We start from the raw sequence: 25,378 nt of genomic DNA, 5'->3' as shown, positions 1-25,378 counted from the left end.
TATTGATAAGACTCTTATAAGTCTTTTATAAGACGTTTATAAGTCGTTTATAAGTCGTTTATAAGACATTGAAATATAAAAAATAGTGCTACAACGCTATAACCAAATCACAAATCCAGGTTATAAACCCAGATTATAAATTGATCTATCACAGCTCTAAAACAGCACCTAAAATTAAACATATAAGTTTTATATATTTATACCCAAAATATCATGCTTTTCAAAAAAAGAGAAGAAAGAAGAGAAATTTATTAAAAAAAAGCAATCTAAGTAATCCTAGATTACCTTCCTCTATCTACTTAAATCATTGCCCACTCCGCTTTCTCTACTTTCTCTTCTTAACATCTCTTATTCTTGGGAAAATAGTAAGTAATATGACTATATTTCGGTTGCTTAGGAGCATGATCCCCACCTGAGTTATAAATTTTAATTCCGTGGCGTACAAAAATAGGGAGAAGTGGACGATGAGCGTGTCCTGTTAAGAGTAGCTGACATCGAAGATTAGGCAATTCTTGCGCTAACCATTTGCTTCCAACATCTTTTCCCTTCTTACGATGAAATGCCGTTGGTGTTCCTTTCGGGGGATAATGATGTAACAAGATATCGCAATCATAATAGGGGCGAAAATCACGACAATCTTCGGGAGCAGAAGCAATTTTGAGTCCTAAAATAGGATGTATTTGCCCATCACCATAAGGGAGATCCTTCATCCAATCGATCGATTCTTTAACATAATCATGATTGCCACTACAGATCATCACCGGCATCTTACGCTTAGCAAGCCAACGCTTCAGATATCGAATCTGCTTCTTACCAGCATCATTTGCCCGTTCATCAAGAAGATCTCCCGTTAAACAGATCAGATCAAAGCGATCCTCTACCTTCGCAATCCAGCGATAGAGCTTCTTCTGGTAGTGAAGATCTGTGACATGTAAAATCTCTAATTTCTGTAACTTTCTTCCCATGCGTTACTGATCACTCACATTATAAGGGCTGTTTTGTGTATAGATTACCTCATCTAGCTGATAACCCATCGCTTTTGCACTATTGAGATAATCGGCAATCAGATCTTCTGACAAGGTAGGAGTGCGAGAAAGAAGCCAGAGATATTTTCGATCAGAGTCACCGACTAAAGAGATCTGATACTCAGGATCTATTCTTAAAACCCAATAATCCCCCTTTGTAAAGGGGATCCAGCGGAAATAACGGGGGAGAAAAGAGACCTTCAACTCACTGCCACTACTATTTTCAACAGTGGCATAGCCATTAGCAACATCCACCTTTCCATCAGCGACTCGGCAACGATTGACCACCGAAATCCCCGCCCCTTCACGCTGATATTGAGCGGAAATATCCCCGACACATTTCTCTTGAAAAAAGTTAGGTAACCGCGCAATTTCATACCATTGCCCAAGATAACGCTCACTATCAAAATCACTAACTGCTTTGATATCAGCGGCAAAGAGCATCTGCCCTAACGTAACCAACCCACCTACAATAAGACTCAATAATAATTTTTTCATGTTTAGCTCTCTTCTCTCTTTAATTAGATCACGCCTTCTATATGGCCAGATTAAAGTATCTTACCTTGTTGCCAGAAATAATGACAAAAATAACTAATGGTATAAACAATGAAAGTTGGAGAGATAAATAGGGAGTAGAGAATGCTGTATATAGCTTACACTTCCAAGCTATTGCCGAGCTAATAAAGGAGCTTAGATTTAGACATTTAGTCATTTAGGCAATAAGAAAAGCCCACTAAAAAGTAGGCTTTGTGTTGGTGGTGACCCGTCCTAAATAACGTTGACAAATTTATAAATCAGAACAGTAGCTATTTATCCGTATAACAATGTCTTGAGAACGATTTTAAGAGCAAAGTTTAAATGTTATTTTTCTTTTTTAGAAAATTTACCAAAATAACTAGATACGATAGGAGCTACACCAAAGCCGAGAATTCCATAAGATAAAACATCCCATCCCATATACATTCCAAACAAAGCTGCTATCACTAAAATTATAGATGTAAAAAACCCATATTTTTGAGCATTAAGATCAAACTTCGTTCCTCTCTCTACAATAATAGACTCCATATCTCTACGATGTTTTCCCTGCCACTCAAATTCCTTAAAAACGGTTTCAGCAGCATCAGCATAGAGTTCGTTAAATCTTTCCAGATGATCAGGATGAGGGAATGGACTATCGTAACTTTCCTGTTTATATTGAACAGCTATCTGAGTAATAACCTTTGCAGCTTCAGGATTTTCATATATGACTTTCAGCGCATCATCATCTAAAATACCTTGCTTTTGAAGCTCTTGTATTAAATCATTCGCCTGAGAGTTTTTATTATTTTCAGCTTCCTGATGATTTTCTTTTCTCATGCTAAATCTATGGTAATACTACAGTTTATTTATTAAAAAATGTATCACTCTATATTTTTATCAGATATATATTTTTTTGTGACTCTTTCAAAATCTTTAGATATTTCTAAAATATCCTCAGCAGAAGCCTCTTTAAAGGATTTCTGAGTAATTTTTTTATAGTCATAATAGCTAGAGCCTTGTATAAATATACTTGCTACAGATCGCAAAAATCCTTTTTTTTCATATAGCATACTTATTTCCTCCGGCAAATATTAATAATATTCTCCAATCAATGAAGAAATTTGATTATTTAATCTATTGTAGTACAGCTCTATGAAAATAGCGAAAACCTTCAAATAATCAAATTTAGAAAATATCCCTTTTAGGATTACTGACCCCAGATTTACATGGTTTGTTACCCATCTAAACATAATAATATTACTACTAATCACCTTAATTCTACCACCTACCACCCTTCACATATAACCCTTATCAATGATTTAAATCTTAAGTTATAACGAAGAAAGAACCCACGAATTATTGGGTAATATCCTTCCTAATCAATTTAAAAAAAGAGGAGCCCCTAAAGTCTCTAGTTACGAACTGTACATTTGATGATAGGCTTATGTTCTAACTTCGACTTTTGCCACGACAAAAAACTGAAAAGCCAAAATATAATCTTTTTAAATTTTCTTGATATGCATTATTATTTAGCTCCCACTATTAATATTGATAAGTATCAATATTATTGAGATTGAGGGAATTATACATAACTATTTTAGTTTTATATCATAATTAATTGTATTGCATTTAATTTTATACAAGTGTTTAATTATACCTTAATAGGTTATGTCAGTTTTGAAATAAAATATTCTAATATATAGATTACTAATACTTCTCATCCCATTTGGGGCATTCTAATTCACTTTTACCTCTTGAGTAATAATGACATTTTGAGCATTTGCTACATCCCTTTTCATTAGGAAAATTTAAAAAGTTCGGGGATGCAATTAAATCTCGACATATACCAATATGAAGATTATCAGGCAGAATTTCTTCATCATATAAACCATATGACAATCCTGATGAGATAAATTTTTGTTGAATATATGTGTTACTGATATCTATTTGCCTATTTTTCCTGCATTCTATATTCTTCGAGTATGGATAGATTAGCTTTTTATCTATATTATAAAAACCATCACTTAGATCATAATAATCAGGGGATAGCTTAGGAATTAAATTGCTAATTTCAAGAGCTTTATCTATGTCTAAATTTCCTGTCACTAAGCTTACTCTTATTGATGACTCTATATTATTTTTTTTCAAAAAAAATAACCACTCTTCTAGTTTTTCCATTATTAAATCATGAAAAGACGTAAAAACAGGTTCTATTAAAAGATTAAATAAATAGCCATGTCCTGCATGTAACTGTATATGTTTAAAACCAAAGTCAATTGACATTCGCGAGGCTAAATAAAGATTTGAAAATATTGACTGTATAGTTCGTTGATTGATGCCTTCCATATAACTTCTATATGTTTCTAAACTATTCTCTCTAGATATAAAATTACGCTGCCCCTCATATGTCGGCCAAGTACTGGCTAGTTGTATACCTGGTCTTGTTCCTTTAGAATTGATTCTAGTTGCTAATTCTTTCCATAATTTATTATTTGATATTATTGGAGTATTTGAATTAGTTGGATATCCGTTTGGAATAACAACATTCCCAACAATAGAGCAATAAAGTTTTTCACTAGCCCTTTCATCATAAAACTTAATGTAGCGTTCGGTAATTTCATTATGTTTTGTCATAGCAGTGTTTACTGCTAAAAAAAATATTTTTTTCACATTTATAAGAAATAGAGAAAGATTTAAAAAATCTTACTTTTAGAAAATGTAAATATAAAGCCAATAAGGGCGGTTATACCATTAATAAGTAACCCGGCTGTGATACCTTCAATTTTATTAAAAAATAAAAGCGTGCATGCGATCAAATTTATTGTAAATAATACAATTAAAACCATACGCAAAGCATATATCCCTTTCTGTAGTTTTTTAAGCAAGTCAGTAATAGAGTTAGGAAGAATTTCATATGCTTCATCTAAAGAAGAAGACTTCATAAGTTCATGGTTTTTAACCTCATTATAAGTATATTGTAAATTAGTTAGAACGGGCCAATGATTTAAACTAAATCCATGTTGTCCTGAATATGTTTCACATTCATCTCGTACTTGATTAAAATCTATTTTTGCGATTTCTTGCCCTACATCTAAAACAATATACTTTGAGCTAAAATTATAAAACACCAAACCTAGCCTACCCTTAAATCCTGGATCAGCAATAGTATTTATTGCACTCAATCCTATACTGAACAATGATCCTTTAGTAACTATCCGACCAATTATATTGGCTGGTAATTCTAACTCTTCTGCTGTTATTAAAACTACCTTATGAAGAGGCTTAATCAAAATCTTTTTATTTTCTTCATTTTTTGCTATTATTTTTTTAGAGGGGTTTTCTGTCAGATCAAAATATTCATTACTTGCGGTTAATTCATAAGATGCCCCCTTAATACGGTCTGAGTTGAAGCCATTTTTTATAATTTTACTTAATAAATCTTTATCACAAATTATCATTTAAATATTCCAATTTAGCTCGAGTATCAAATCTATTTTATTATCTAATGCAATAACATCTCTTTCATCAATTCCAAACTTCTTTCTTAAAAACTCTAAATTCTTTTTTAATTTCTCTTTAAATGGATTTGATATGGCTAATTCTAAATTGACCAAAGTGAAGCTTATTGAAATAACATAACTTTCCAATGATCTGTTTATGAAAGGGTATTCACTTAACAAAATATCAAGATCTTTTTTTAAAAATACATTCTTTGAAATAATTTTCTGGAATATGTCTTTTAATTCATTTTTATTCAAAAGCAATAAATTTGGGAAAATTGACATGTTACCTCTCTTATAAGCTTAATACAGCATTGACAATTTTTTGATGAATAATGTTAACAGGTTGATCTGCTAATATTCTGGTTACATTGCCATTATATTCTTCAATAACGGTATCATAATTATCCTTTACTTGCTTTAGTTTCCTGAAATTTTCATATGTATCTTTCACCATTCTATTTGACATTCTTTCCATTGATACTTCAATTGGATTATCTAAATAAATAATTAAATCAGGCTTTCTAAATTCTTTATTTAAATTATAAAGGAACTCTCTTTCCTTTTTAGTTCTAGAGTGATAAACATATGAAGAAAAAAAATATCTAGTACAAATGACATTTATATTTTGAGACAAGATATTTTCAATACCATCAATGGGATTATATAAATGATCATGTCGATCAGCAGCAAATAAATATGCAAGCTGTTTATCAAAAAGCAACTCATCATTAGTTACTAGTATACGACCTTTAAATATTTCTCTTATGAGATTTCCTATCGGCCCACTCGATGGTTCATAAGTTAAATGAGATTTAATATTTTGACAGATAAAATAGTCAAAAAGCATCTCGGATTGAGTTGTAGTACCAGCACCATCTATGCCCTCAATAACAATAAATTTCCCATACATTGAATAACTCCTTTTCAGTAACGTAGCTGTATTAGTAAAATATTCTAGACTGCCTTTCAATTTCATATAGATAATACCACATCATCCCCACTTACTTTTACCAATTAATAGGGAGAAAACTCACTAAATTTATACACATTTTTAGACAAAGTATTCTGAGGCTATAGACCATTTGAAATAAAAAAAACTGTAAAATGTGATCATCAAGAAATTAATACAATCCCTCTATCCGATACTCCAAACATTGCTTAATGATAAGCCTTGGTTAACATTAAGGCTTATCTCCTAGATTAGAATTTCTATGACGAACCAAATTTGAGAAATATTTTCATAAAATCCTTGCGTCATCTGAAATAAACTATCCATGACGACATTTGCTAAAATGCCTTAGTGTGATAGTACTAATGCCATTTTTTAAATTTTGAACTGATACTCATTTTTTGAAGCAATAAAAAAGCCCACTAAAAAGTGGGCTTTTTGTGTTGGTGGACATGAGTGGAGTTGAACCACTGACCCCAGCATTATGAGTGCTGTGCTCTAACCAACTGAGCTACATGTCCTAATTTTTTGTGGTCTTAAAATTGCACTCTAAAACCACTGGTTTGGTGGACATAGGTAGATTCGAACTACCGACCCCAGCATTATGAGTGCTGTGCTCTAACCAACTGAGCTATATGTCCTGAACTAGAAAGGAATTCTATATAGTATCACGATAACTGTCAACACTATCTTTATAATTGCGCACTAATTAAACGAGAAACAACTTTAAGCGCCTATTTCTCCTCTATTTAATGAAAATTTTCTCTTTTTCAAGTCCTATTTTATATTTTTTGAGATTAATCAGATAACCTTATGGTAGAATAATCTCTCCTAAGCTAGTTTAAATCAAGGTTTGCGCAGAAAAGTAGAAAATTAATAACGATGAAGTGCGCATTTACAATATCAAAATATTTCTTTGGCTATATCACAATGCCATTTGTGACCATTTCGGTTTTAACCCTAATGGGGCTCTCCCTTATTCACTCTGAAAATCATTGGGTTGCTTATCTTGGGGTTCTCTACTTTACCCTTCTGCTCCTTATTCCGATTATCAGTATCGGTCGTTGGCTCTATCTCTCCGCCTCGGAAGCATTTATGATTACAGCCGCTTGGGCTGGTTTTCTTCTCTATATTACTCTCTTTCGCCATGTTAATCCGCTCTACCCTAGCATAATGGCATTGATCCCTATAATTCCTACTTTTAAAGCTATTGGCGATCTTGTTTTGCAGATAGGTAGAAAAATTATCTCGCTCAATATCTTCCGACGAGAATATGAGAAAGATCGCCGTGCCGCAAGCTATACATTGGACGATATCGATCAGATGGATGGGGAACAATTTGAACATTATGTTGCAAATCTTCTACATCTCTACCAATTTAAAAAGATTCGCGTCTCCCCCTATAGTAATGATAAAGGGCTCGATGTTTATGCTGAGCATGACAAGCTCAAATATGGCTTTCAATGCAAACGATGGGGACGAAATGTACCGCTCTCAGCAATTCAAGAGATCTATACAGCGAAAGATCTTTATGAACTAGATCGTATTATTGTGATTACCAATAGCGGCTTTACCAAAGCAGCGATTGAAGCGGCCATTAAACTCGATGTTATCTTAATCGATCGTAAACGTCTCGGAGAGATGATTCGCTACCTTCAGCCTTAAGCTTCTCTCTAAAATTCTCGCTAAAGTGCCGTAGGTAGCATCATTAAAGTATCTAAGATTTTGAAATGATTATAGGGACGCACACATCAAAAGAATCGCGATAACCTAGCGATAATAAAAAAGCTACAACATCTACCGATCTTGTAGCTCTACTCTTGTTTCTATCTCTTGATATTTTGAATATTTTGATGTTTTGATGTTTTGATGTTTTAAGGTCTTGAGCTTTATGCTCTCTGCCTCTACACCTCTATTTTTCCCACACTTCGGTAATCAACATTGAAGTCGTCGGATCTGCACTTTCAAAGAGAAGATCTGCGCCATCATGCTTCTTAAAGAGTACTGAATCATACTCTGCAAGATAGACAACTTCACCTTCAAAAATCAGATTACAACCTTTAAAGACAGTGACTAACGTATAATCCCCTTTTCGATTGTAGACTTCCTCTTTTTTTAATGTGACACAAGAGAGCTCGTGTTCAACATCCTTATCACGACTCATCACATTGTAATCTAACACTGGGCCATCAGCACTTAAAACTTCTGCATGGTCGCCACCATCAAAAGTCACGATAGGCCCTTGATATGCGAGGGTCTGCTCTGTCTCACCTAATTTCAGCTCTGCGCTTTTCCCTGAGAGAACGCTTAAGCTTCTAGAAACGCCGGGATAGTGAGAAAAATGACCTGGGAAGATAATAGAGGCCGCACTCACACGCCACTCAAAGTTGCTTAAATCGGCATCTAAAGGCCAGATTACAATTTGACGGGTTGTCCCTAACCCATTTTTCCAAGGCTCTTCAATAAGTGTACTGTATTTTATAAGTTCCATAATTTTCTTAAGCTCTCTCAATCTAGATTAAATATCTTCTCATCTTTTGAAAAGGTCTATACATCTAATAGATCTCAATAATAGGGACTTTTCCTCGCTATTGCAAAAGTTATCCTGCAGAAGATGATTTTCTCCCTTCTGATCGCACAAATATTTATCGCTCCAACCTATTTCCCCTATGAAGAGAGCAGCGCAATCCCACGATCCCGCATTAGGCATTAGGATCTCTAATTAATACCCTAATTCACGCCCTAATTAACATATTAATAGTTAATCGTAATCGACTTTAAGGCTTTCAGATTTTCAGGCTGGTACAATTTTTATGGTATTTACGATGTTTACGACTTCTACAGATAAACCTTGCCCATTTCCTCTAACCTGCAATTTAAAGGATCAGATAATCTATAAACAGATAATTTATAAAAATAGCACTAGCTTTAAAATTTTAATTAGAAATTCTCTCACTTTCCCCCTAAAATAACTTCTTTAACCTAAATCAAAAGGACGATCGATGTGCGGAATATTTGGAATTATTAGTCAACAAAAGAACATCCTTCCCACCCTGTTAAAAGGCTTAGAGCAGCTCGAATATCGAGGCTACGATTCGGTAGGTATTGCTTTTTTAGACAAACGAGATTTAAAACGACTCAGAGCTGTCGGTCGTGTAGAAAATCTCCTCCAAGATGCATCGATCTACGAGAGTTCTGTCGGCATTGGACATACGCGTTGGGCGACTCATGGCGGCGTCTCTGTGGAGAATGCTCACCCTCATCAATCGGGGCATTTAATGATTGTTCATAATGGCATTATTGATGCCTACGATGAGCATAAACAGCGCTTACAGCGTGTCGGTTATCAATTTGAATCAGAGACAGATACCGAAGTTTTAGCACACCTTCTACATGAAGCGACTCAAAGATGTGGCTCGCTCTTAGAAGCCGTGAAAGAAATGATTGCTACCATTAGCGGTAATTATGCCTTCTTAGTCTTAGATCAAAACAATCCTGCAGAGCTGATTGCCACAGCGCAAGGCTGTCCTTTAATCATCGGATTAGGAGAAAAGAGCCACTATATTGCCTCCGATATTGCAGCGATTATCTCAGAGACCAATCGCCTTCTCTACTTAGAAAAAGGGGATCTTGCCATCTTACGCGCTGGCGGAGAACCAACACTCTTTGATTATCAAGGAGTCGAACTCTCTTCAGCCGCCATTGATAACAAAATTAAGATCTCCGATCTTACCCTAGAGAGGCTTGATATCGGTCACTATCAACACTTTATGTTAAAAGAGATCTTCGAGCAGCCCATGGTCTTAGAGAATACCATGGCAAAAACAATGAAAGAGGCAGATCAAAATCCCTTCTCCCCGGCACTTTTTGGTGATCGTGCTGAAGCGCTCTTTCCGCAAATTAAACGTATTCAAATTCTTGCTTGTGGCACCTCCTACTTTGCCGGCATGGTGGCAAAATATTGGTTTGAAGAGATCGCTAAAATTCCAACACTTGTGGAAGTTTCGAGCGAATATCGCTATCGAACCCCGATTGTTGAAGCTGATACCTTAGTGATTACCATCTCCCAATCAGGTGAAACCTTAGATACTATCGAAGCCCTTAAGCATGCACTTGAGTTAGGAGCGATGGGTTCTCTCTCTATCTGCAATGTCAAAGAGAGCGTGCTACCGCGTATGAGTGATTGCTACTTCTATACAGAAGCAGGCATTGAGGTGGGGGTTGCCTCTACAAAAGCCTTTACAACACAACTGATGGGACTCTTTATTTTGGCTAATAGCATTGCAATGAGTCAAGGAAGACTCTCCTCTCAAAATCGAGATCGGCATCTTCAAATGATGCGTGAATTGCCGGCAATGATTATCCAAAGCTTCAATTGTCAAGAGCTAGCGAGTCAATGGGGAACGCTCTTTTTAGAAGTTACAAGCGCCCTCTATTTAGGACGTGGCATTCACTACCCTATTGCGGCAGAAGGAGCATTAAAACTTAAAGAGATCAGCTATATTCATGCCGAAGCTTACCCTTCTGGCGAATTGAAACATGGTCCTCTTGCGCTTGTTGATGATCAGATGCCGATTATTGCGCTTCTCCCTGATGATGCACTCTTTGAAAAAGTGCGCGCCAACCTTCATGAAGTTTTAGCGCGCAAAGGGCAACTCTTTATTATTACCGATAGTAAGATCCCTTTAGATGATCTTAAGGGGGCTCATATTATGCATCTGCCGGAGGTGAGTGATCTTTTAAGCCCTATTCTCTTCACGATTCCTATTCAGCTAATCGCCTACTATGCGGCGCTTCAGCGAGGAGAGGATATCGATAAGCCAAGAAATCTTGCTAAATCACTGACCGTTGAGTAAGCCTTAACTAAATAAAGGACAAAATTTAACATCACAAAAAGATCTAATGTAAAAAAAGCGAAAGGTAAAAGGCGAAAGGTGCGAGTAGCAATAACACTCATCCTTTCGCCTTCTCTCTATTATACTTATTAGAGCAGTCGCTTCAGAGCAACTTTTTCTCAGCCCTCTTAGGCTTTATTACGCCTCTTCTGCCTCATCATCTTGCACGATCTCTCTTCCTGGAAGGATAAGATTTAAGATCAATGCCGAGAGTGAACCGACAGTAATTCCTGATTTGAAGATCACTTGAACAAACTCAGGAAGTGCATTTAAAACTTCTGGGCGCATCGTCACCATCAAGCCTAAACCTAATGAAACAGAGATTACTAATCCATTACGTTTATTGATCTCAACACGTCCTAAAACTTGAATCCCTGCAGCAATAATCATTGCAAACATCATTAATCCCGCACCCCCTAAGACAGGGAGAGGGATCGAAACAACTAATGCACCGAAGATAGGAAAGATGCCGGCAAAGAGAAGTAAAATTCCAGCCATTGCCACAACAAAACGGCTCGCAACACCAGTTAAAGAGATAATACCGATATTTTGTGCAAAGGTTGAAAATGGTGTCGTCGACATTAAAGCTGCAAGTGCAGAACCTAATCCTTCACAAAGAATCCCTGCTTTCATCCGCTTTCCAGTCACTTTTGTCTGTGTTGCTTCCCCAAGCGCTAGAAAGTTACCGCTCGATTCTACAATGGTCACAAGATAAGCGATACTCATGCCGATAATACCAGAGATAGGAAAGGCAAAACCATACTCAAAAAGTGAAGGAAGTGCGAAGACTTTAGCGGACTCAATTCCTGAGAAATTGACTAAACCAAGCTCATAGCCAAAACCTTTCTCTAAAATAATCACCGCTAAATATCCAACGATCATTCCGATAACGATTGAGGCGGAAGCTAAGATTCCTTTACCCCACTGCGTTAAGGCAATCACAACAAAGAGAACAAAGAAAGCAACGAGAAGATTTGGTCCAGAAGCATATTGAGGTGATCCAACTTGACCGCCAGCAAACCAATCTAATCCGACAGGAAGAAGACTCAAACCGATCATCGCCACAACAGTACCCGTTACCACCGGTGGGAAGAGTTTACGAATCTGAGGCATAAAGAAGCTACCGATAATCATCACCAATGATGCTACTAATGAAGAACCTAAAATCCCGGCAACACCATACTCACTATTACCGATTGCGATCGCAGATGCGACGAAGGTGAAACTTGTCCCCATTACTGCCGGCAATTTAAGGCCGATCGGCCCAATACCACGTGATTGAACAAATGTTACCGCACCTGAGACTAAAAGTGCCGCGTTAACTAAAGCCACTTTTTCAGCACTAGGAAGTCCTAATGCACTACCGATAACTAATGGAACAGCAATAATTCCGCCTAAAGCAGCAAGAAGGTGTTGAGCGGCAAGAAGGAGGGAGATTGAAAAGGGAGGTCGATCTTCAAGATGGTATAACAGATTATCTTCTTTCATTAGAGGTCTCTCAAGAGTGATAAAAATGGAGTTCAACTAGAGAGGCTGCTCTATAAAGATAGAGTAGGCGCTAAAGAGAGCATCAATGATAATTCCAAGATGGTAATGGTAATATCAATAATGATCAACGCCCTTCTATAAAATCACCCGATAGTAATAGCCCTAAGATAATAGAGGTATCATCAAGGTTAGAGATTATCGAGATTCGAGATTCGAGATTCGAGATTCGATGCCAGCCTCATCTATTACGCGCACATTATACACCTCTTTTTTAAAAAGAGAGTCCTATTCAAGCGTTTAATTAATCTTTACATAAAGATAAGCGGAAAAAGAATAATCTATACAAACATCTCACTAAATCTATTGCGCTAAAATTAAACATCAAAATAGGCGCAGAAACAGGAGAAACTAGAGAAACAGGTAAGCATCTCCACGGAAATTTAGTGATGCTTCACCTTCAATGCCACGATATCCTCTACCGGCATCGAGCGATTCCATTCAAAACAGCTAGGACAACTCCACTGAAGGGTCTTAGTTGTATAGCCACAGGAATCACACTGAAATTGCGCATAACGATCGAGCATCTCTTGGAAGGTTTGATCAATAAGCTCTGCTTCCTCGCTCCTATTTTGATACTTTTGCAACTGATTTAAAATAGTTAACCCTAAAAGATTAGGCGTCTGCTTAAGCGCTGCTTGAAGATAATCGATACCGGCATCAAAGGAGCGATGTAAGATAAGATAGTGTGTTTTCCACGCTTTTAATAAGATATGATTATTTTTTGAGATAATCTGCTCTAACCACTGTAGAAAGAGTTCATCCTCATTTTCTAGATGATAGATCTCATAAATAATCGGCACAATGAGCGGCACCAACTTAATCTCTTGCCGCTCAATCTCAAGAAGTGTCTCTAAAGCTAATGGATATTGTTGATATTGATAGAGCCCATAAGCGCGAATCAAGGTGGCCCTAACACAATTTTTATCAGCCTTATAGGCTTTATCGAGCCAAAGCATCATCCGCTCTAATCCTGCGGAACTCCCCTCTGCTAATGCCTCTTCTGCTAACTCACAATAGAGATGAGCCATCTCTGCCCTTAAGAGCGACGTCAATGACTCCATCTGCTCTAGCATAGCGATACTCTGGAGCCACTCTCGCTGCTGCTTATAGATCTTTGTTAATTTTAAGAGTGCTAAATCTCGATACTCCTCTGACTCAAGAAGCTGACGCAATGTGCTTTCTGCTCGATCGAGCATCCCGGCAGCAAGATAATCTTCTGCTAAAGAGAGATAGACCTTTTCCGTTAATGCCTTAGTGGGTGCTTCTTTAATGAGATACTCATGAAGATTGATCGCTTTATCAATCTCACCACGCTTCCGAAAGAGATCCCCCAACATCAGGCTAAATCGTAAGTTATCGGCATCAAAATCGGGAGGAAGGGTCAACAATGACTCATCAACCTCTTGGCTCTCTTCAATAAAGTAGCGCAGATTAAGATAACGGAGCATCTTCTGCTTTTTAATATTATCTCGCTTAGCTGCAAGCCAACCGATCAATAAGCCTAATGGTAGAAGTAACCAGATATATTCAAGCATAATTAAGTCGCATCAAACGCGCTACGAGACCCTTCATTACCCTCCAAAGAGATATCAGACGCAAAAAGAGGCCGATCCTCATAAGGAAGCCCCTTTCTCTCAAGCTGACCGATCTCAGCTTTGATCTCATCTCCTTAATAATTTCCACAATTGGCGATCACTAAAGAACATGCGTCTTACGCTTCAACTCCTCATTCTCTTTTTCTAGCTTTTTAACAGAGCTTTTAAGAGAGAGATGTTGAAAGAGTCGAGAAATATTGAGCAATGCAAGCACGGCGATAGTAAAAATTGCACCCACAATAAAGACAATACAGATAAAGAGAGAGGTATTAATTGTTGTCTCCCCTAACAGATAATTGAAGGTGACATCACTATGACGATTCACATAAAAGACAATAAACATCACTGCAAAAATTGCTAACCAAATCGCCAATTTCAACCAAAAGTAGATTCGCTTCATACTCTTATCAATCCTTTCCCATAAGTCGTTCCGATGACCGGAATCGTAGATACCGTTATAGACACTATATATTCAAATACGAGCTTTTCATTCTACCCTTATCGTGCTAAATTATAAAGCGTTATCAAAGATTGAAATTGAGTGAGAGCGCCATTGATCGGCAAAGGACAATATAAAAGATCGATGGAGGGCAAATCAGCGCATCTATTATTAGCGTGACACTCACTCTCTGTTATATCCTACACTTACCCTATAAAATAGCTATCGTTCAAAGCTTGATGAAGGTAGAGGTATAACTTAGAGATATAACTCACAATTACCAAAATTCTTGCTTATTCTGATTGTAAAACGAACAAGAACAATCTTGGATGATTTTATTGCTTTACACTTTTATCGATTTACGTTACTTATTTACGATACTGTCATCAGTCATCGTACTAGAAAAATCTGATTTATCTCGGTGCCAATCCATTCTAAAAGTATATTAAGATTGAAGAATGCAGATTCTATTCACCGGCCTATAATCAGACTCAATTGAATTAAAATCTGAATTAAAATCTGAATTAAAATCTGAATTAGATTCTGAGTTAGAAGATTCTAAGTTAGATTCCAAAATCAGATTTCAATTGAGCAAATGCCAGTTTAGGATAAGAAAATAGCGATATAACGACATGACAATGTTACGACGTGAAATAACAATAGAAACTAGAAACTAGAAACAATAATAGTAATATTAGCAACGCAACTGCTCCTAAAGATAAAGAGCTATAAATGCGGTTGAATAGCTTCTTAAAAGGTCTTCAAGCAGATCTTCAACTAGATCTTTAACTTGATCTTATCCAATAAGATTCTATTCAAAATAATAGAGATAATAGATGATAAAACTTGTAAAGCTGGTAAAAATTATAATTTCATAAAACAGATCAGCAATCAGAGTGTGCTGTGCCTATCAGCTAGATCGGAAACGTTAATATCGAGAGACTAAGAGATTGAGATCTCGAGATATTAGAGATGAATGTTAGAGATGATTTTAGTCATCAACGTCAAAATTGATCTTGATTGATTAGGGTTAAAGCGCACGCTAAAGAGTAAGTGTATGGTCTAGTGCAGAATCTAAAGAAATAAAGAAGTCTGATTCTCACGCTATTTTAATACTTTTTTGATACTCAAATCACAATTACAACTTAGAAAAAGATTATATGAATTCGACACAAGAGACGATATTATCACGCTGGAACACCTTCTCAGTAAGAGGCAAGGCACTGTTAGAACAAAAAGCACCCCTAGAGGTCGAGGAGATTCTCCCCCCTTCTGCTATTTTGGTGCAACTCTCTCGACTCTTTACCCTAAAATTACTGACGAGTAGCCTCATTATTACTCGAACTATTAGCGATACTATCTTCCTAAAGCTCTTTCTTGAGGCGATAGATTCAAAATTACGCGTCAATACCCTATTTCCTAAAGATGCAGAGAAACCAATTAATATTTTGGCCTCTGATGTGATTATTGCGCCCTACTCGCTCTTCTCGCTCGATGCTATGCGAAGACAACCATTCAATCCCGCCAATTTTGATTGCATTATTGTCGATCAAGCTGTCCCGATCGATCTTATTGATGACCTCTTCTTCTTAGAAGCTGAAAATCGTAACTATCTTATTGAGAGCTTCGAAAATCATCCCTCTTATTTTCTTGCGACCTGTTTTTCGGAGATTAGTGATCCTATTTTATCTGCACTCCCTAAAGAATCGATTGCAGATGAAGTAAAGATCAACCTTATCAATGAGCCTCGCACCATCCGTACTAGCAACATAAAAGCTACTCAAGAGACTCCAGAAACATCAAAAGAGATGCCCAAAGATCTATCAAACGACGTAGATGAGGAGCATCTTGCTGTAGCAGAAGAGCAGGAAACGACAGAAACAAGCACAGATGGGATCAGTGAACCTAAACGTGGTGCTAAAATTAGCCTCAAAGCACAAAAGAGAGAAGCTGAAACAACCGACGAAGAGCAGGTGTCTACTCAAGTAGAACAACCTGATGCACCTGATGCCGGCGGTACTTTTATAGCAATGGTTCCACGAAATTTACAGCGACAATATATTCGTGACTATATTCGAGAACATAACCTACAAGATGTGCTAGTGATCACCCACAATCGTCAATCAGCCCGCCTTTTAGAAAAATATCTCTATCGCGCTCGCATTCGCAGTCGCATCGTTCATGAAAAGATTGATGATGAGACAGCAAAGAGCCTCTTCGATCGATACCATGAAGGACAATTTAATACATTAATCTTAATGCATCGAGTTGTTCAGGACTTTGCCGATAAGATTACGCAATGTGATGCAGTTTTCTTCCTCGACTTTCCGACGGTTTATGCAGAATATGAAGAGCGTTTGCAATTTGTACAGCAGAAATTCAATCCGCAACACTTTATCTCAATCGCTTCAGAAAATGATCAGGTGTGGGTTGATGCCCTCTTTGAAGAGTATCCTGACCTCAACCTCCCCATTGAAGTAATCGATATTAAAGCGCCTAAGCGTCAAACGCGAGAGGAAACTGGACGTAGCCATGCCGGCCATCATGAACGAGAGCAAAAAAATCAGCGCAATCGCCGTGATAACAATCGATCTCGCACCGTAAAAGGTGATCAATCTAATCAGGCCTCTCAAGATATAAAGACGCCTAAGTCGGTCTCCTCTAAAGATATTGTTGCAAAAGAAGCAGAAACACAAAATGTTCAAAATACTCAAAATGCCCAAAATACTCAGAGCGCTCAAGATCCTCAAAATAGTACACGAACAGAACGAACGCCTCGGAGAGGACGCGTCAATCGCCAAGAACGTCTTAAGCGAGAAATAAAACCGCGCGCAACACGTCGCCGTCGAGATAATCGAGAAAATCAACCAGCACCTGCTCCACAATCGGCACCTAAAGGGGAGAGTCAGAGCGATTTCTTTAGCAACAATCATGATGAAATCGTCAACAAGAATCGCTTACCCTTTGAATCGGGATCATTTGAAGCAAATATTGCACGTGAAAATCGCCGAAGAAATCGTGATCCATTTGGCGTTCCCGGTGGTTTAGGTCAATCGAGCGATGGTAATTTTATCCAGAACTTGACTCAAGGCTTAAGCCCAAATAGCAATCAAGGAGGACACTCTTCCAATACGCCTACCAATAATCGACGCAACAGAAGTAATCGTCCAAGAACACGTGGTAGAAAGAAATAGAGGTTTTAAGAATGGCTATCAACTTAATCACACAAGAAGGAATGGAGATCTTACAGAAAGAGCTCGACTATCTTTGGCGAATTGAGCGCCCAGAAATCACTCAGAAAGTGACATGGGCTGCAGGATTAGGCGATCGCTCAGAAAATGCAGATTATCAATTCAACAAGCAGAAATTGCGCGAGATCGATCGTCGCGTACGCCATCTTAGAAAGCGCCTTGAAGTTCTTCGCCCTGTTCCCTACTCTCCACAACAGGAAGGAAAGGTCTACTTCGGTGCTTGGGTTACATTGGTTGATGACGAGGAGAATCGCCTCTTCTTTCGGATTGTCGGCGCTGATGAGATTGCTCACCACAAAGATTACTCATCGGTTAACTCCCCTATTGCAAAAGCGTGTTTAGGTAAAGAGATCGATGATGAGCTATTTGTTAAAACAGAGCATATTTCAAAACGTTGGTATATTGAGGATATCTTCTATGGAACACCAGAAGCGGTGGCAGATAAGATCCCCGCGGTTACCATGTCAGCCGAATAGCAAGCGCCAAGAGCGTCACAAGTAGTACTGGCAAGGTCAAAACTATTCCTACTTTAAAGTAGTATCCCCAGGTGATCTTTAAGTTTTTTTGGCTTAAAACATGGAGCCATAGTAGCGTCGCTAAACTTCCAATCGGGGTAATTTTAGGTCCTAAATCACTACCGATCACATTGGCATAGATCATCGCCTCCTTCGTCACCCCTGTCGCAATGGAACTATCGATCGAGAGAACACCAATCAAAACGGTAGGCAAATTATTCATCACTGAAGAGAGCAGTGCCGAGAGAACTCCCGTTCCTACAGTTGCGCTCCAGATACCTCTCTCCACTAGCTGATTCAGAAGTGCTACCAGATAGTTGATCAAACCTGCGTTTCTTAGACCAAAAACAACTAGATACATTCCCAATGAGAAGAGAACAATCTGCCAAGGCGCTAAACGGAGAGCAGCCTTCGGTGCTATTACTCCCCGTTTTCCAGCAATATAGAGAAGAAAAAGTGCGCCAGCGCCGGCGATAACACTAAGTGGAATCTTATAGTAATCGGAGATAAAGAAGCCGATTAAGAGAAGGAAAAGAGTCAACCAACCTGCCCAAAATAGCTTTTTATCCTGAATAACAGTACTCGGAGATTGCTCTACTTCTGTCATCTGATACCGAAATTGAATCTCTCTACGATAGAAGAGCCCCAACACTAGAAGCGTCATCAAGATAGAGACAATATTGACCGGAACCATTACAGAAGCATAGCGTCCAAATGAGATCTGATAGTAATCAGCAGAGACTATATTAACGAGATTAGAGACAGTAAATGGGAGACTTGCCGTATCGGCAATAAACCCCGCCCCCATAACAAACGCTAATGTTGATGCGCGACTAACCCCTGATTTAATAAGAATCGCCATCACAATCGGCGTTAAAATAAGAGCCGCACCATCATTAGCAAAAAAAGCTGAAATCAATGCACCTAACAGCATCATCAAGAAGAAGAGCTTTAAGCCACTACCAGCTCCTAATCGGGTAATATGAAGAGCTGCCCATTGAAAGAAGTTAGCCTTATCTAAAATAATACTAATGATAATGATCGCAATAAATGTTAAAACAGCATTCCAGATAATTCCCCAGACGATAAGGATATCGGAAAAAGCGATTGCGCCACTCACTAAAGCTAAAATAGCCCCGAATGAGGCGCCATAGCCAATCCCTAAGCCTCTAGGTTGCCAAATCACCAATGTCATTGTGATGATAAAGATGGAGAGAGCAAGAATCATCGCACTATCAACCATGGTCTGCGCTCCTCACTATTTTCCGCTCTCTTCCTATCTCTCATTTTACTCTTAATTTTTAATTTTAATATCAGTCCTACTGCTCGACTTTACATCTTAAGACTTAAGTCCTGAGCCTTAGCCTTAGCCTTAGCCTTGAATATTGGGTCTTGAACCTTGGATCTTGAATCTTAAGTCTTAGCTATCTATTTTCTACTTTTTAAGAAAGAGCAGATCCCAAACGCCATGACCTAAACGACGACCACGCGCCTCAAATTTTGTCGGCATTCTATGGGTGGGATTCTCTACAAATCCCTCTACACTATTGACATAATCAGGAGCGGCTAACATCACCTCCATCATATGCTCAGCATAGGGCTCCCAATCGGTTGCTAAGCAGAGTCGACCGCCGGGACGAAGCTTCTGGGCTATCAGTGCTACAAATGCCGGTTGAATAATACGACGTTTATGATGTTTTTTCTTATGCCAAGGATCTGGGAAGAAGATCTGAACACAATCGAGTGATTCATCAGCAATTGCATGCTTTAAGATATGAACCGCATCATAATCGATCACTCGAATATTACTCAAGCCCTTCTCTTCAACATCTAAAAGTAAGCGACCAACGCCGGGACGATGAACTTCTATTCCTAAAAAGTCACGTTCAGGCTCATTTTCTGCCATCTTTGAGAGAGAAGCACCATCACCGAAGCCGATCTCCAACGTACGCGCGCTATTATGACGTCCAAAAATCTGATCAAGATCCCATACTTCATTAACAATAGTATGAGGAAGTAGATAAGGGCTCTCCGCTAAAATACGCTCCTGCCCCTTAGTGAGTCGCCCTTCTCGCTTTACAAATGAACGAACCGTACGTAATGGACGCGCCGAATTTTTATCTGGTTCTTTATGCGCTTCTTCGCAAGCAGCTTCACTACTCTCAGAAACACCTTCGCAATCTTTTTCGTGGCGCTTTTCTAAATGCTGTTCCTTACTCTTCTCGTGACTCTTCTCGTGACTATTTTCGATATTTCTCATTAATATATTCGTTTATGATCTGTTTAAATTCTTGAGCAATCTGCTCCCCTTTTAAGGTCACTGATCGCTCACCATCAATATAGACAGGCGCAACAGGCCGCTCACCATTTCCCGGCAAGCTAATACCAATATTGGCCATTTTAGATTCTCCAGGGCCATTGACAATACAACCCATCACCGCCACCACCATTTTTTCAACCCCTTCATATTGGGTCTTCCACGTTGGCATATTGTTGTCGATGTAGGATTGAATATCTTGCGCTAAATGTTGGAATGCATCACTGCTGGTTCTACCACATCCTGGACATGCCACCACTTTTGGAGTGAAAGCACGAATCTGTAAACTCTGCAAAATCTCACGCCCAACTAATACCTCTTCTGTTCGGGAAGCATTCGGTTCTGGCGTTAAAGAGATGCGGATTGTATCACCAATTCCTTCCTGAAGTAATACTGCCAATGCCGCCGTGGAGGCTACAGTTCCCTTCATTCCCATTCCTGCTTCTGTTAAACCAAGATGGAGTGGTACATTCGTTAACGGTGCAATATCACGATAGACTTTGATCAGCTGTTGACTCTGACTTACCTTCACGGAGAGGATAATATCCTCATCCGTCATTCCGATTTCTTTAGCAAAACTGATGCTCTCCAGTGCCGAGACAATCATTGCTTCGCACATCAACTCATCATTTGTTAAAGGGGACGCCTTTTTAAGATTCTCATCCCATAGGCGCTTTAGTACCTCGGGATCTAAACTTCCCCAGTTAACTCCGATCCTAACCGGCTTTTGGTGTTTAAGCGCCTCTTCAATAATTGCACTAAATTGTTCATCTTTTCGTGCTCCACGCCCGACATTGCCCGGATTAATTCGTAATTTTGCCAACGCTTTAGCACATTCTGGCTCAGCCTGTAAAAGACGATGCCCATTGAAATGAAAATCGCCCACGATGGGAGTATCGTATCCTGCAACTCTTAACTGCTCAACAATATGGGGAACTGCCTTTGCCGCTAGCTCGGTATTAACCGTAACACGAACAAGCTCAGAGCCAGCATCTGCTAGCTCAATAATCTGCGCCACTGTTGTCGCAACATCTTCTGTATTTGTATTGGTCATCGATTGAACTCTGATGGGATAATCTGAGCCGATACCAATATTTCCCACCATCACCTGACTTGTGGGGCGTCTTTTGATGGTAAAAACCATATAAAGTCCTTTGTTGAAGATCTAAAGTTATCAATGCCGGTCATTATCGCTAAAATAAGCCTTTTACACAAGATCGAGAGTGGCTGATTCTTATCTTTTGAATGCAGTGCGCTTTCTCGATAGCGCATCCTAAACTCTGCTATAATCGATTCTATAAATATCCGCTCTATCAGTGATCAGAAGCGGATAATACAAAATCTCTTAAAGATACTTTAAATATTAAAGTTCAGTCAAATCAAATCACAAATTAAGTTAAATTAAATCCCACACTAATAAGGTTATAAAATTTTATGTCATATCTTGTCTACAAAGCATTACATATTATCTTTATGGTCACCTGGTTCGCAGGCCTCTTCTATCTTCCTAGAATTTTTGTCTATCATGCATCTAACAGTAATCCCGCCACTAGCGAGACCTTTAAGGTGATGGAGAAAAAATTGATGATCATGACTAACATCGGCGGTGCGCTAACTGTGATCTTTGGGTTGATTCTTATTATGAAAAATCCGGCGCTTCTCAAGATGGGTTGGTTTCATTTTAAATTGACACTTGTCTTTCTACTGCTGATCTACCACTACTACTGTTATCGCTATGTCTTGATCTTCCGTCATGACAAAAACCGCCATTCACATAAATTTTATCGTTACTTCAATGAGATCCCTAGTGTAATTTTAGTCTTAGTGGTCTTCCTTGTGATCTTAAAAGCAATCCCACTTATTCATTTCTAAAATAACACGCGTGCATATAAGCCTCTTATATTCTTATAGAGAATAGCATAGAGCGTTATACAAACTTTTGAGCACAAATAGAGAGCCCTCAGTCAATACTGAGGGCTTTTCATTATCTATAGTTAGAGTCATTATGACAATAATTATTGTTGGAATACCATTAAAAGCTATTAAAAGCTTTTAACAACAAAAACAGTAACCTTTGATTCTAAAGCGATTTTAGCGTCTCCAAGACCTCTTCTACATGACCAGGAACCTTCACCTTACGCCACTCATGAAGAATTTTTCCCGTTTTATCGAAAATAAAGGTACTACGCTCAATTCCCATTCCAACCTTACCAAACATCTTCTTCTCCTTAATCACATCAAATGCTCGGCAAAGTGACTCTTCCGGATCTGACAGAAGTGGAAACTTCAGTTCAAACTTATCGGCAAATTTAATGTGAGAGTTTTTACTATCTCGAGAGGCACCGACAACAGCACAATCTAGTGCGGCAAAATCTGAGAGATGCTGGTTAAAGTCTTGCACCTCATTGCTACAACCTGGGGTATTATCTTTCGGATAGAAAAAGAGCACAATATAACGCTCTTTCAATTCATCGAGCTGCAATGGCTCTGTTTGTGTTTCGTATGCTGTTGATAAGACTTCTGTTGCTACTTTCTCAATCATATTTCCCATTCTAAAACTCCATTACTTATGGTTATAGGTTATCGATTATCGGCTTAAGAGATCTTTTCAAATCGATCTCTCCATCGTTCTTCAATATAACATGAATAGCGATTGAGTGGATCGAGTGAAAGGTGAGGATAACAAGGATTAAATCAGATGTTACAAGATTGGCTTACGCTCTACTATACGCCCAATATTGGGGCAAGACGCTTTCAGCAACTTCTCAACTATTTTGGCACTATCGATAAAGTATTAGAAGCAGATCAACTTGCTTGGCAGGAAGCAGGAGTTCCGAGCTCTGTCAGGCACCCTAACAATTATGATCTCTCCGACAAGATAGAAGCCGCGCTCAATTGGGCCGAAGCGCCTAATCACGCAATTTTACATCTTGAAAGTGAATCTTATCCGCCACTTTTAAAAGAGATCTTCGACCCTCCGGCAATCCTCTTTGTAAAGGGATCAATCCAGCTACTTTCAGCCCCACAGATAGCAATTGTTGGAACACGAAAACCGACGCAAGAAGGAAGTTACAATGCCAAACTCTTTGCAGCAGAGCTAACTGCCGCAGGGCTGACTGTTACAAGCGGTTTAGCCCTCGGCATCGATTATATTGCTCATAAAGCTGCCGTAGAACAGCAAGCTCCGACAATTGCTGTGTTAGGAACAGGTTTAAATGAGATCTACCCTAAAAACCATCTCCCATTAAGTGAGGCGATTATTGAGTATGGCGGCACTATTATTAGTGAGTATCCGCTCCATATGCCGGCAAAACCTCAAAATTTTCCTCGAAGAAATCGCATTATTGCTGGATTATCGCTGGGCACTTTAGTCGTAGAAGCTGCGAAAAAATCAGGCTCACTGATCACAGCAAGAATCAGCATGGAGGAGAATCGAGATCTCTTTACCATCCCAGGCTCTATTCATTCGCCACAATCGCGCGGGTGCCATCAATTGATTCGTGAGGGCGCAACCTTAGTAGAATCAACCCATGATATTCGCTCTATCCTCACCGGTTGGGTTGATCCCCATCCTTCATCACCTCAAACCTCTCTCGATCTTACTTTTGAGGAGAGATCAACAAATGAGAAACGTCGCCCCGATAAGCCGCGTCAAAAAATTGAGAAAAGAGTGCCTAAAGCTCCGGCAGTAGCAGAATTACCAAAAGAGCATCCTCAATATGAACTCTATCAGCTTCTAGCCGCGCCTAAATCGATCAACCAGTTAGTTGAACTTCTCAATAAAGGTGCAGCAGAGATCACCACAGATCTAATGATGCTTGAGATTGAGGGTGTGATCACCTCTGATCAAGGAATTTATCAACAAAGAAGAGGTTAAATCGCACAGATTAGTAGAGTAAACCTGACCATTAATAATAGATAGGGTTTAGATAAAATTTAAATAAAATTTAGATAGGATTGAAGAGTAAAGAGACAAAATAGACAGAGTAAGTCTAATCAATAAGTGAAGAGATAACGTAGCGATGCGCGTTGATGGATCTCAATACTCAAACATAATTAACTTAACGAATAGGCAGATCAACGAAATACTCTTGCTGAATCTGCTCATATTGCTTCATAAACTCAGTTCGAGAGTAGCTCTTTAGATAGCACCCTTTCGCACTCATTAACAAAAGGTCTGTAGAAGTGTGAAAAAATGTCGTCAGACTCAACTGCGGTAAAGAGCGATTCTTCACCAAAGGATCCCAAAAAGTCTCTTCAATATCGTTAATGATCGTGATCTTCTCCCCTCTTAAGAAGGATTCAATATTCTCTGTTAACGCACTTCCCACAACAACTAGTTGCGAAAAGAGATTGATCTCTTGTAAAAAGGTAAAAAACTCTAACGCCGCATCCTCATTCCCGCGATAGAGATAGATAAGCCGCAACTCACCTAATAATGCATTGATCCCCTGCAAAACGGCGCCATCACGCCACTCAAAATAGGGAAAAGAAGAGCCTGTATTCAAAGAGGATTGATGATCAAATACCGATCTTTTACTTCCTGAAAAGTAATCAACAAATAGTTGTAGTCGAGCCAATGCTTCATCATGAGTCAAATTCATTGTCGTGGGCAGATAACGCGCCATTTTCCAACTTGCTGGCATTGCAATCTGAACCCGAAATGGGCGCTTAGCGATCACTCGCTTTAAAATCTCTATCTCTGCGCTTATCTCTGTAAGGGGCGAGATATAGAAATTCTCTAATGCTTTCAATATTTGATCTTTCCGATTTTGAATCATCACATCCTCACTGCTCAACTGTAAGCTCTATCATATCGATC

The 25,378-nt window shown here is 38.7% G+C and carries 23 protein-coding genes and 2 tRNA genes; 6 read left to right on the top strand and 19 right to left on the bottom strand.

Translation table 11 applies throughout. From position 1 onward, the window contains the following. Positions 1 to 338 precede the first annotated feature (338 nt). The 10 genes from DC077_RS00955 to DC077_RS00910 form a co-directional block, all read right to left on the bottom strand. Positions 339 to 965 carry a metallophosphoesterase family protein gene (locus DC077_RS00955; protein WP_109201451.1) on the bottom strand — a complete coding sequence of 209 codons (627 nt, stop codon included), beginning with the start codon at positions 963 to 965 and terminating at the stop codon, positions 339 to 341. A 3-nt stretch (positions 966 to 968) separates the two neighbouring features. Beyond that, positions 969 to 1,523: a lipocalin family protein gene (locus DC077_RS00950; RefSeq protein WP_109201450.1), complete on the bottom strand. Its 555-nt coding sequence runs from the start codon at positions 1,521 to 1,523 to the stop codon at positions 969 to 971. A 363-nt stretch (positions 1,524 to 1,886) separates the two neighbouring features. Then, on the bottom strand, positions 1,887 to 2,381 hold the full coding sequence (locus DC077_RS00945) for a DUF2335 domain-containing protein (protein ID WP_109201449.1): 495 nt from the start codon (positions 2,379 to 2,381) through the stop codon (positions 1,887 to 1,889). Between the two features lie 44 nt (positions 2,382 to 2,425). Then, on the bottom strand, positions 2,426 to 2,614 hold the full coding sequence (locus DC077_RS00940; protein WP_109201448.1) for a hypothetical protein: 189 nt from the start codon (positions 2,612 to 2,614) through the stop codon (positions 2,426 to 2,428). Between the two features lie 637 nt (positions 2,615 to 3,251). Further along, positions 3,252 to 4,178: a hypothetical protein gene (locus DC077_RS00935; RefSeq protein WP_133243412.1), complete on the bottom strand. Its 927-nt coding sequence runs from the start codon at positions 4,176 to 4,178 to the stop codon at positions 3,252 to 3,254. Positions 4,179 to 4,237: 59 nt separating this feature from the next. Beyond that, positions 4,238 to 5,002, bottom strand: a complete 765-nt coding sequence (locus DC077_RS00930) for a dCTP deaminase (protein WP_109201446.1) — start codon at positions 5,000 to 5,002, stop codon at positions 4,238 to 4,240. Beyond that, positions 5,003 to 5,329 carry a hypothetical protein gene (locus DC077_RS00925; protein WP_109201445.1) on the bottom strand — a complete coding sequence of 109 codons (327 nt, stop codon included), beginning with the start codon at positions 5,327 to 5,329 and terminating at the stop codon, positions 5,003 to 5,005. It abuts the gene before it with no gap. A gap of 10 nt (positions 5,330 to 5,339) precedes the next feature. Beyond that, positions 5,340 to 5,957, bottom strand: a complete 618-nt coding sequence (gene tmk / locus DC077_RS00920; protein ID WP_157953461.1) for a dTMP kinase — start codon at positions 5,955 to 5,957, stop codon at positions 5,340 to 5,342. Positions 5,958 to 6,440: 483 nt separating this feature from the next. Further along, positions 6,441 to 6,517, bottom strand: a tRNA-Met gene (locus DC077_RS00915). 43 nt (positions 6,518 to 6,560) lie between these two features. Continuing rightward, positions 6,561 to 6,637 (bottom strand) — tRNA-Met (locus tag DC077_RS00910). Between the two features lie 241 nt (positions 6,638 to 6,878). On the opposite strand from DC077_RS00910, the gene DC077_RS00905 reads away from it, so the two are divergent. Continuing rightward, a complete protein-coding gene (locus DC077_RS00905) occupies positions 6,879 to 7,661 on the top strand; it encodes a restriction endonuclease (RefSeq protein ID WP_109201443.1) in 783 nt (260 codons plus the stop codon). Between the two features lie 247 nt (positions 7,662 to 7,908). On the opposite strand, the gene DC077_RS00900 is transcribed toward DC077_RS00905, so the two are convergent. Beyond that, positions 7,909 to 8,487, bottom strand: a complete 579-nt coding sequence (locus DC077_RS00900) for a HutD/Ves family protein (protein ID WP_109201442.1) — start codon at positions 8,485 to 8,487, stop codon at positions 7,909 to 7,911. 511 nt (positions 8,488 to 8,998) lie between these two features. Between DC077_RS00900 and glmS the strand changes: the two genes are divergently transcribed. Further along, positions 8,999 to 10,852: a glutamine--fructose-6-phosphate transaminase (isomerizing) gene (gene glmS / locus DC077_RS00890; protein ID WP_109201440.1), complete on the top strand. Its 1,854-nt coding sequence runs from the start codon at positions 8,999 to 9,001 to the stop codon at positions 10,850 to 10,852. A 177-nt stretch (positions 10,853 to 11,029) separates the two neighbouring features. Here the strand turns inward: glmS and DC077_RS00885 are convergent, their stop codons facing one another. The 3 genes from DC077_RS00885 to DC077_RS00875 all read right to left on the bottom strand — a co-directional run bounded on the left by DC077_RS00885 (position 11,030) and on the right by DC077_RS00875 (position 14,434). Further along, positions 11,030 to 12,379 (bottom strand): nucleobase:cation symporter-2 family protein, encoded by a 1,350-nt coding sequence (locus DC077_RS00885; RefSeq protein WP_109201439.1) that lies wholly within the window; start codon positions 12,377 to 12,379, stop codon positions 11,030 to 11,032. 440 nt (positions 12,380 to 12,819) lie between these two features. After that, on the bottom strand, positions 12,820 to 13,974 hold the full coding sequence (locus DC077_RS00880) for a hypothetical protein (protein WP_109201438.1): 1,155 nt from the start codon (positions 13,972 to 13,974) through the stop codon (positions 12,820 to 12,822). 160 nt (positions 13,975 to 14,134) lie between these two features. Continuing rightward, the gene (locus tag DC077_RS00875) at positions 14,135 to 14,434 is read right to left on the bottom strand and encodes a lipopolysaccharide assembly protein LapA domain-containing protein (RefSeq protein WP_109201437.1); all 300 of its coding nucleotides are present in this window, start codon (positions 14,432 to 14,434) and stop codon (positions 14,135 to 14,137) included. A gap of 1,199 nt (positions 14,435 to 15,633) precedes the next feature. Between DC077_RS00875 and DC077_RS00870 the strand changes: the two genes are divergently transcribed. Together DC077_RS00870 and greB are read left to right on the top strand one after the other, a co-directional pair. Then, a complete protein-coding gene (locus DC077_RS00870) occupies positions 15,634 to 17,667 on the top strand; it encodes a hypothetical protein (protein WP_109201436.1) in 2,034 nt (677 codons plus the stop codon). Between the two features lie 11 nt (positions 17,668 to 17,678). Next, entirely contained in the window at positions 17,679 to 18,200 is a 522-nt protein-coding gene (gene greB, locus DC077_RS00865) for a transcription elongation factor GreB (protein ID WP_109201435.1), read from the top strand. Here greB and DC077_RS00860 read toward each other — a convergent pair. The 3 genes from DC077_RS00860 to ispG form a co-directional block, all read right to left on the bottom strand. Next, the gene (locus DC077_RS00860; protein ID WP_109201540.1) at positions 18,181 to 19,467 is read right to left on the bottom strand and encodes an arsenic transporter; all 1,287 of its coding nucleotides are present in this window, start codon (positions 19,465 to 19,467) and stop codon (positions 18,181 to 18,183) included. The two genes, greB and DC077_RS00860, sit on opposite strands and share 20 nt — an antisense overlap. 207 nt (positions 19,468 to 19,674) lie before the next feature. Then, on the bottom strand, positions 19,675 to 20,499 hold the full coding sequence (trmB, locus tag DC077_RS00855; protein ID WP_109201434.1) for a tRNA (guanosine(46)-N7)-methyltransferase TrmB: 825 nt from the start codon (positions 20,497 to 20,499) through the stop codon (positions 19,675 to 19,677). Next, entirely contained in the window at positions 20,480 to 21,700 is a 1,221-nt protein-coding gene (gene ispG / locus DC077_RS00850; RefSeq protein ID WP_109201433.1) for a flavodoxin-dependent (E)-4-hydroxy-3-methylbut-2-enyl-diphosphate synthase, read from the bottom strand. Before ispG ends, trmB begins: the two co-directional genes overlap by 20 nt. Positions 21,701 to 21,990: 290 nt before the next feature. Here ispG and hemJ point away from each other — a divergent pair, with 290 nt between their 5' ends. After that, on the top strand, positions 21,991 to 22,428 hold the full coding sequence (hemJ, locus tag DC077_RS00845) for a protoporphyrinogen oxidase HemJ (protein ID WP_109201432.1): 438 nt from the start codon (positions 21,991 to 21,993) through the stop codon (positions 22,426 to 22,428). A 208-nt stretch (positions 22,429 to 22,636) separates the two neighbouring features. Here hemJ and DC077_RS00840 read toward each other — a convergent pair whose 3' ends face one another. Then, complete coding sequence (locus DC077_RS00840; protein ID WP_109201431.1) at positions 22,637 to 23,107, bottom strand: peroxiredoxin; 471 nt, start codon at positions 23,105 to 23,107, stop codon at positions 22,637 to 22,639. 147 nt (positions 23,108 to 23,254) lie between these two features. On the opposite strand from DC077_RS00840, the gene dprA reads away from it, so the two are divergent. Next, positions 23,255 to 24,433, top strand: a complete 1,179-nt coding sequence (gene dprA / locus DC077_RS00835) for a DNA-processing protein DprA (RefSeq protein WP_109201430.1) — start codon at positions 23,255 to 23,257, stop codon at positions 24,431 to 24,433. 184 nt (positions 24,434 to 24,617) lie between these two features. On the opposite strand, the gene DC077_RS00830 is transcribed toward dprA, so the two are convergent. After that, positions 24,618 to 25,337: a hypothetical protein gene (locus DC077_RS00830; protein ID WP_109201429.1), complete on the bottom strand. Its 720-nt coding sequence runs from the start codon at positions 25,335 to 25,337 to the stop codon at positions 24,618 to 24,620. Between the last annotated feature and the right edge of the window lie 41 nt (positions 25,338 to 25,378).

This window comes from Ignatzschineria cameli (genome assembly GCF_003121895.1).
In the GTDB taxonomy this organism is placed as follows: Bacteria; Pseudomonadota; Gammaproteobacteria; order Cardiobacteriales; family Wohlfahrtiimonadaceae; genus Ignatzschineria; species Ignatzschineria cameli.
This window is presented reverse-complemented; position numbering and strand designations above follow the sequence as displayed.

What these genes read in the sequence shown, in the direction of transcription:
- DC077_RS00955 (WP_109201451.1), bottom strand. Translation starts at nt 965, where the DNA reads ATGGGAAGAAAGTTACAGAAATTAGAGATTTTACATGTCACAGATCTT.
- DC077_RS00950 (WP_109201450.1), bottom strand. Translation starts at nt 1,523, where the DNA reads ATGAAAAAATTATTATTGAGTCTTATTGTAGGTGGGTTGGTTACGTTA.
- DC077_RS00945 (WP_109201449.1), bottom strand. Translation starts at nt 2,381, where the DNA reads ATGAGAAAAGAAAATCATCAGGAAGCTGAAAATAATAAAAACTCTCAG.
- DC077_RS00940 (WP_109201448.1), bottom strand. Translation starts at nt 2,614, where the DNA reads ATGCTATATGAAAAAAAAGGATTTTTGCGATCTGTAGCAAGTATATTT.
- DC077_RS00935 (WP_133243412.1), bottom strand. Translation starts at nt 4,178, where the DNA reads ATGACAAAACATAATGAAATTACCGAACGCTACATTAAGTTTTATGAT.
- DC077_RS00930 (WP_109201446.1), bottom strand. Translation starts at nt 5,002, where the DNA reads ATGATAATTTGTGATAAAGATTTATTAAGTAAAATTATAAAAAATGGC.
- DC077_RS00925 (WP_109201445.1), bottom strand. Translation starts at nt 5,329, where the DNA reads ATGTCAATTTTCCCAAATTTATTGCTTTTGAATAAAAATGAATTAAAA.
- tmk (WP_157953461.1), bottom strand. Translation starts at nt 5,957, where the DNA reads ATGTATGGGAAATTTATTGTTATTGAGGGCATAGATGGTGCTGGTACT.
- DC077_RS00905 (WP_109201443.1), top strand. Translation starts at nt 6,879, where the DNA reads ATGAAGTGCGCATTTACAATATCAAAATATTTCTTTGGCTATATCACA.
- DC077_RS00900 (WP_109201442.1), bottom strand. Translation starts at nt 8,487, where the DNA reads ATGGAACTTATAAAATACAGTACACTTATTGAAGAGCCTTGGAAAAAT.
- glmS (WP_109201440.1), top strand. Translation starts at nt 8,999, where the DNA reads ATGTGCGGAATATTTGGAATTATTAGTCAACAAAAGAACATCCTTCCC.
- DC077_RS00885 (WP_109201439.1), bottom strand. Translation starts at nt 12,379, where the DNA reads ATGAAAGAAGATAATCTGTTATACCATCTTGAAGATCGACCTCCCTTT.
- DC077_RS00880 (WP_109201438.1), bottom strand. Translation starts at nt 13,974, where the DNA reads ATGCTTGAATATATCTGGTTACTTCTACCATTAGGCTTATTGATCGGT.
- DC077_RS00875 (WP_109201437.1), bottom strand. Translation starts at nt 14,434, where the DNA reads ATGAAGCGAATCTACTTTTGGTTGAAATTGGCGATTTGGTTAGCAATT.
- DC077_RS00870 (WP_109201436.1), top strand. Translation starts at nt 15,634, where the DNA reads ATGAATTCGACACAAGAGACGATATTATCACGCTGGAACACCTTCTCA.
- greB (WP_109201435.1), top strand. Translation starts at nt 17,679, where the DNA reads ATGGCTATCAACTTAATCACACAAGAAGGAATGGAGATCTTACAGAAA.
- DC077_RS00860 (WP_109201540.1), bottom strand. Translation starts at nt 19,467, where the DNA reads ATGATTCTTGCTCTCTCCATCTTTATCATCACAATGACATTGGTGATT.
- trmB (WP_109201434.1), bottom strand. Translation starts at nt 20,499, where the DNA reads ATGAGAAATATCGAAAATAGTCACGAGAAGAGTCACGAGAAGAGTAAG.
- ispG (WP_109201433.1), bottom strand. Translation starts at nt 21,700, where the DNA reads ATGGTTTTTACCATCAAAAGACGCCCCACAAGTCAGGTGATGGTGGGA.
- hemJ (WP_109201432.1), top strand. Translation starts at nt 21,991, where the DNA reads ATGTCATATCTTGTCTACAAAGCATTACATATTATCTTTATGGTCACC.
- DC077_RS00840 (WP_109201431.1), bottom strand. Translation starts at nt 23,107, where the DNA reads ATGGGAAATATGATTGAGAAAGTAGCAACAGAAGTCTTATCAACAGCA.
- dprA (WP_109201430.1), top strand. Translation starts at nt 23,255, where the DNA reads ATGTTACAAGATTGGCTTACGCTCTACTATACGCCCAATATTGGGGCA.
- DC077_RS00830 (WP_109201429.1), bottom strand. Translation starts at nt 25,337, where the DNA reads ATGATTCAAAATCGGAAAGATCAAATATTGAAAGCATTAGAGAATTTC.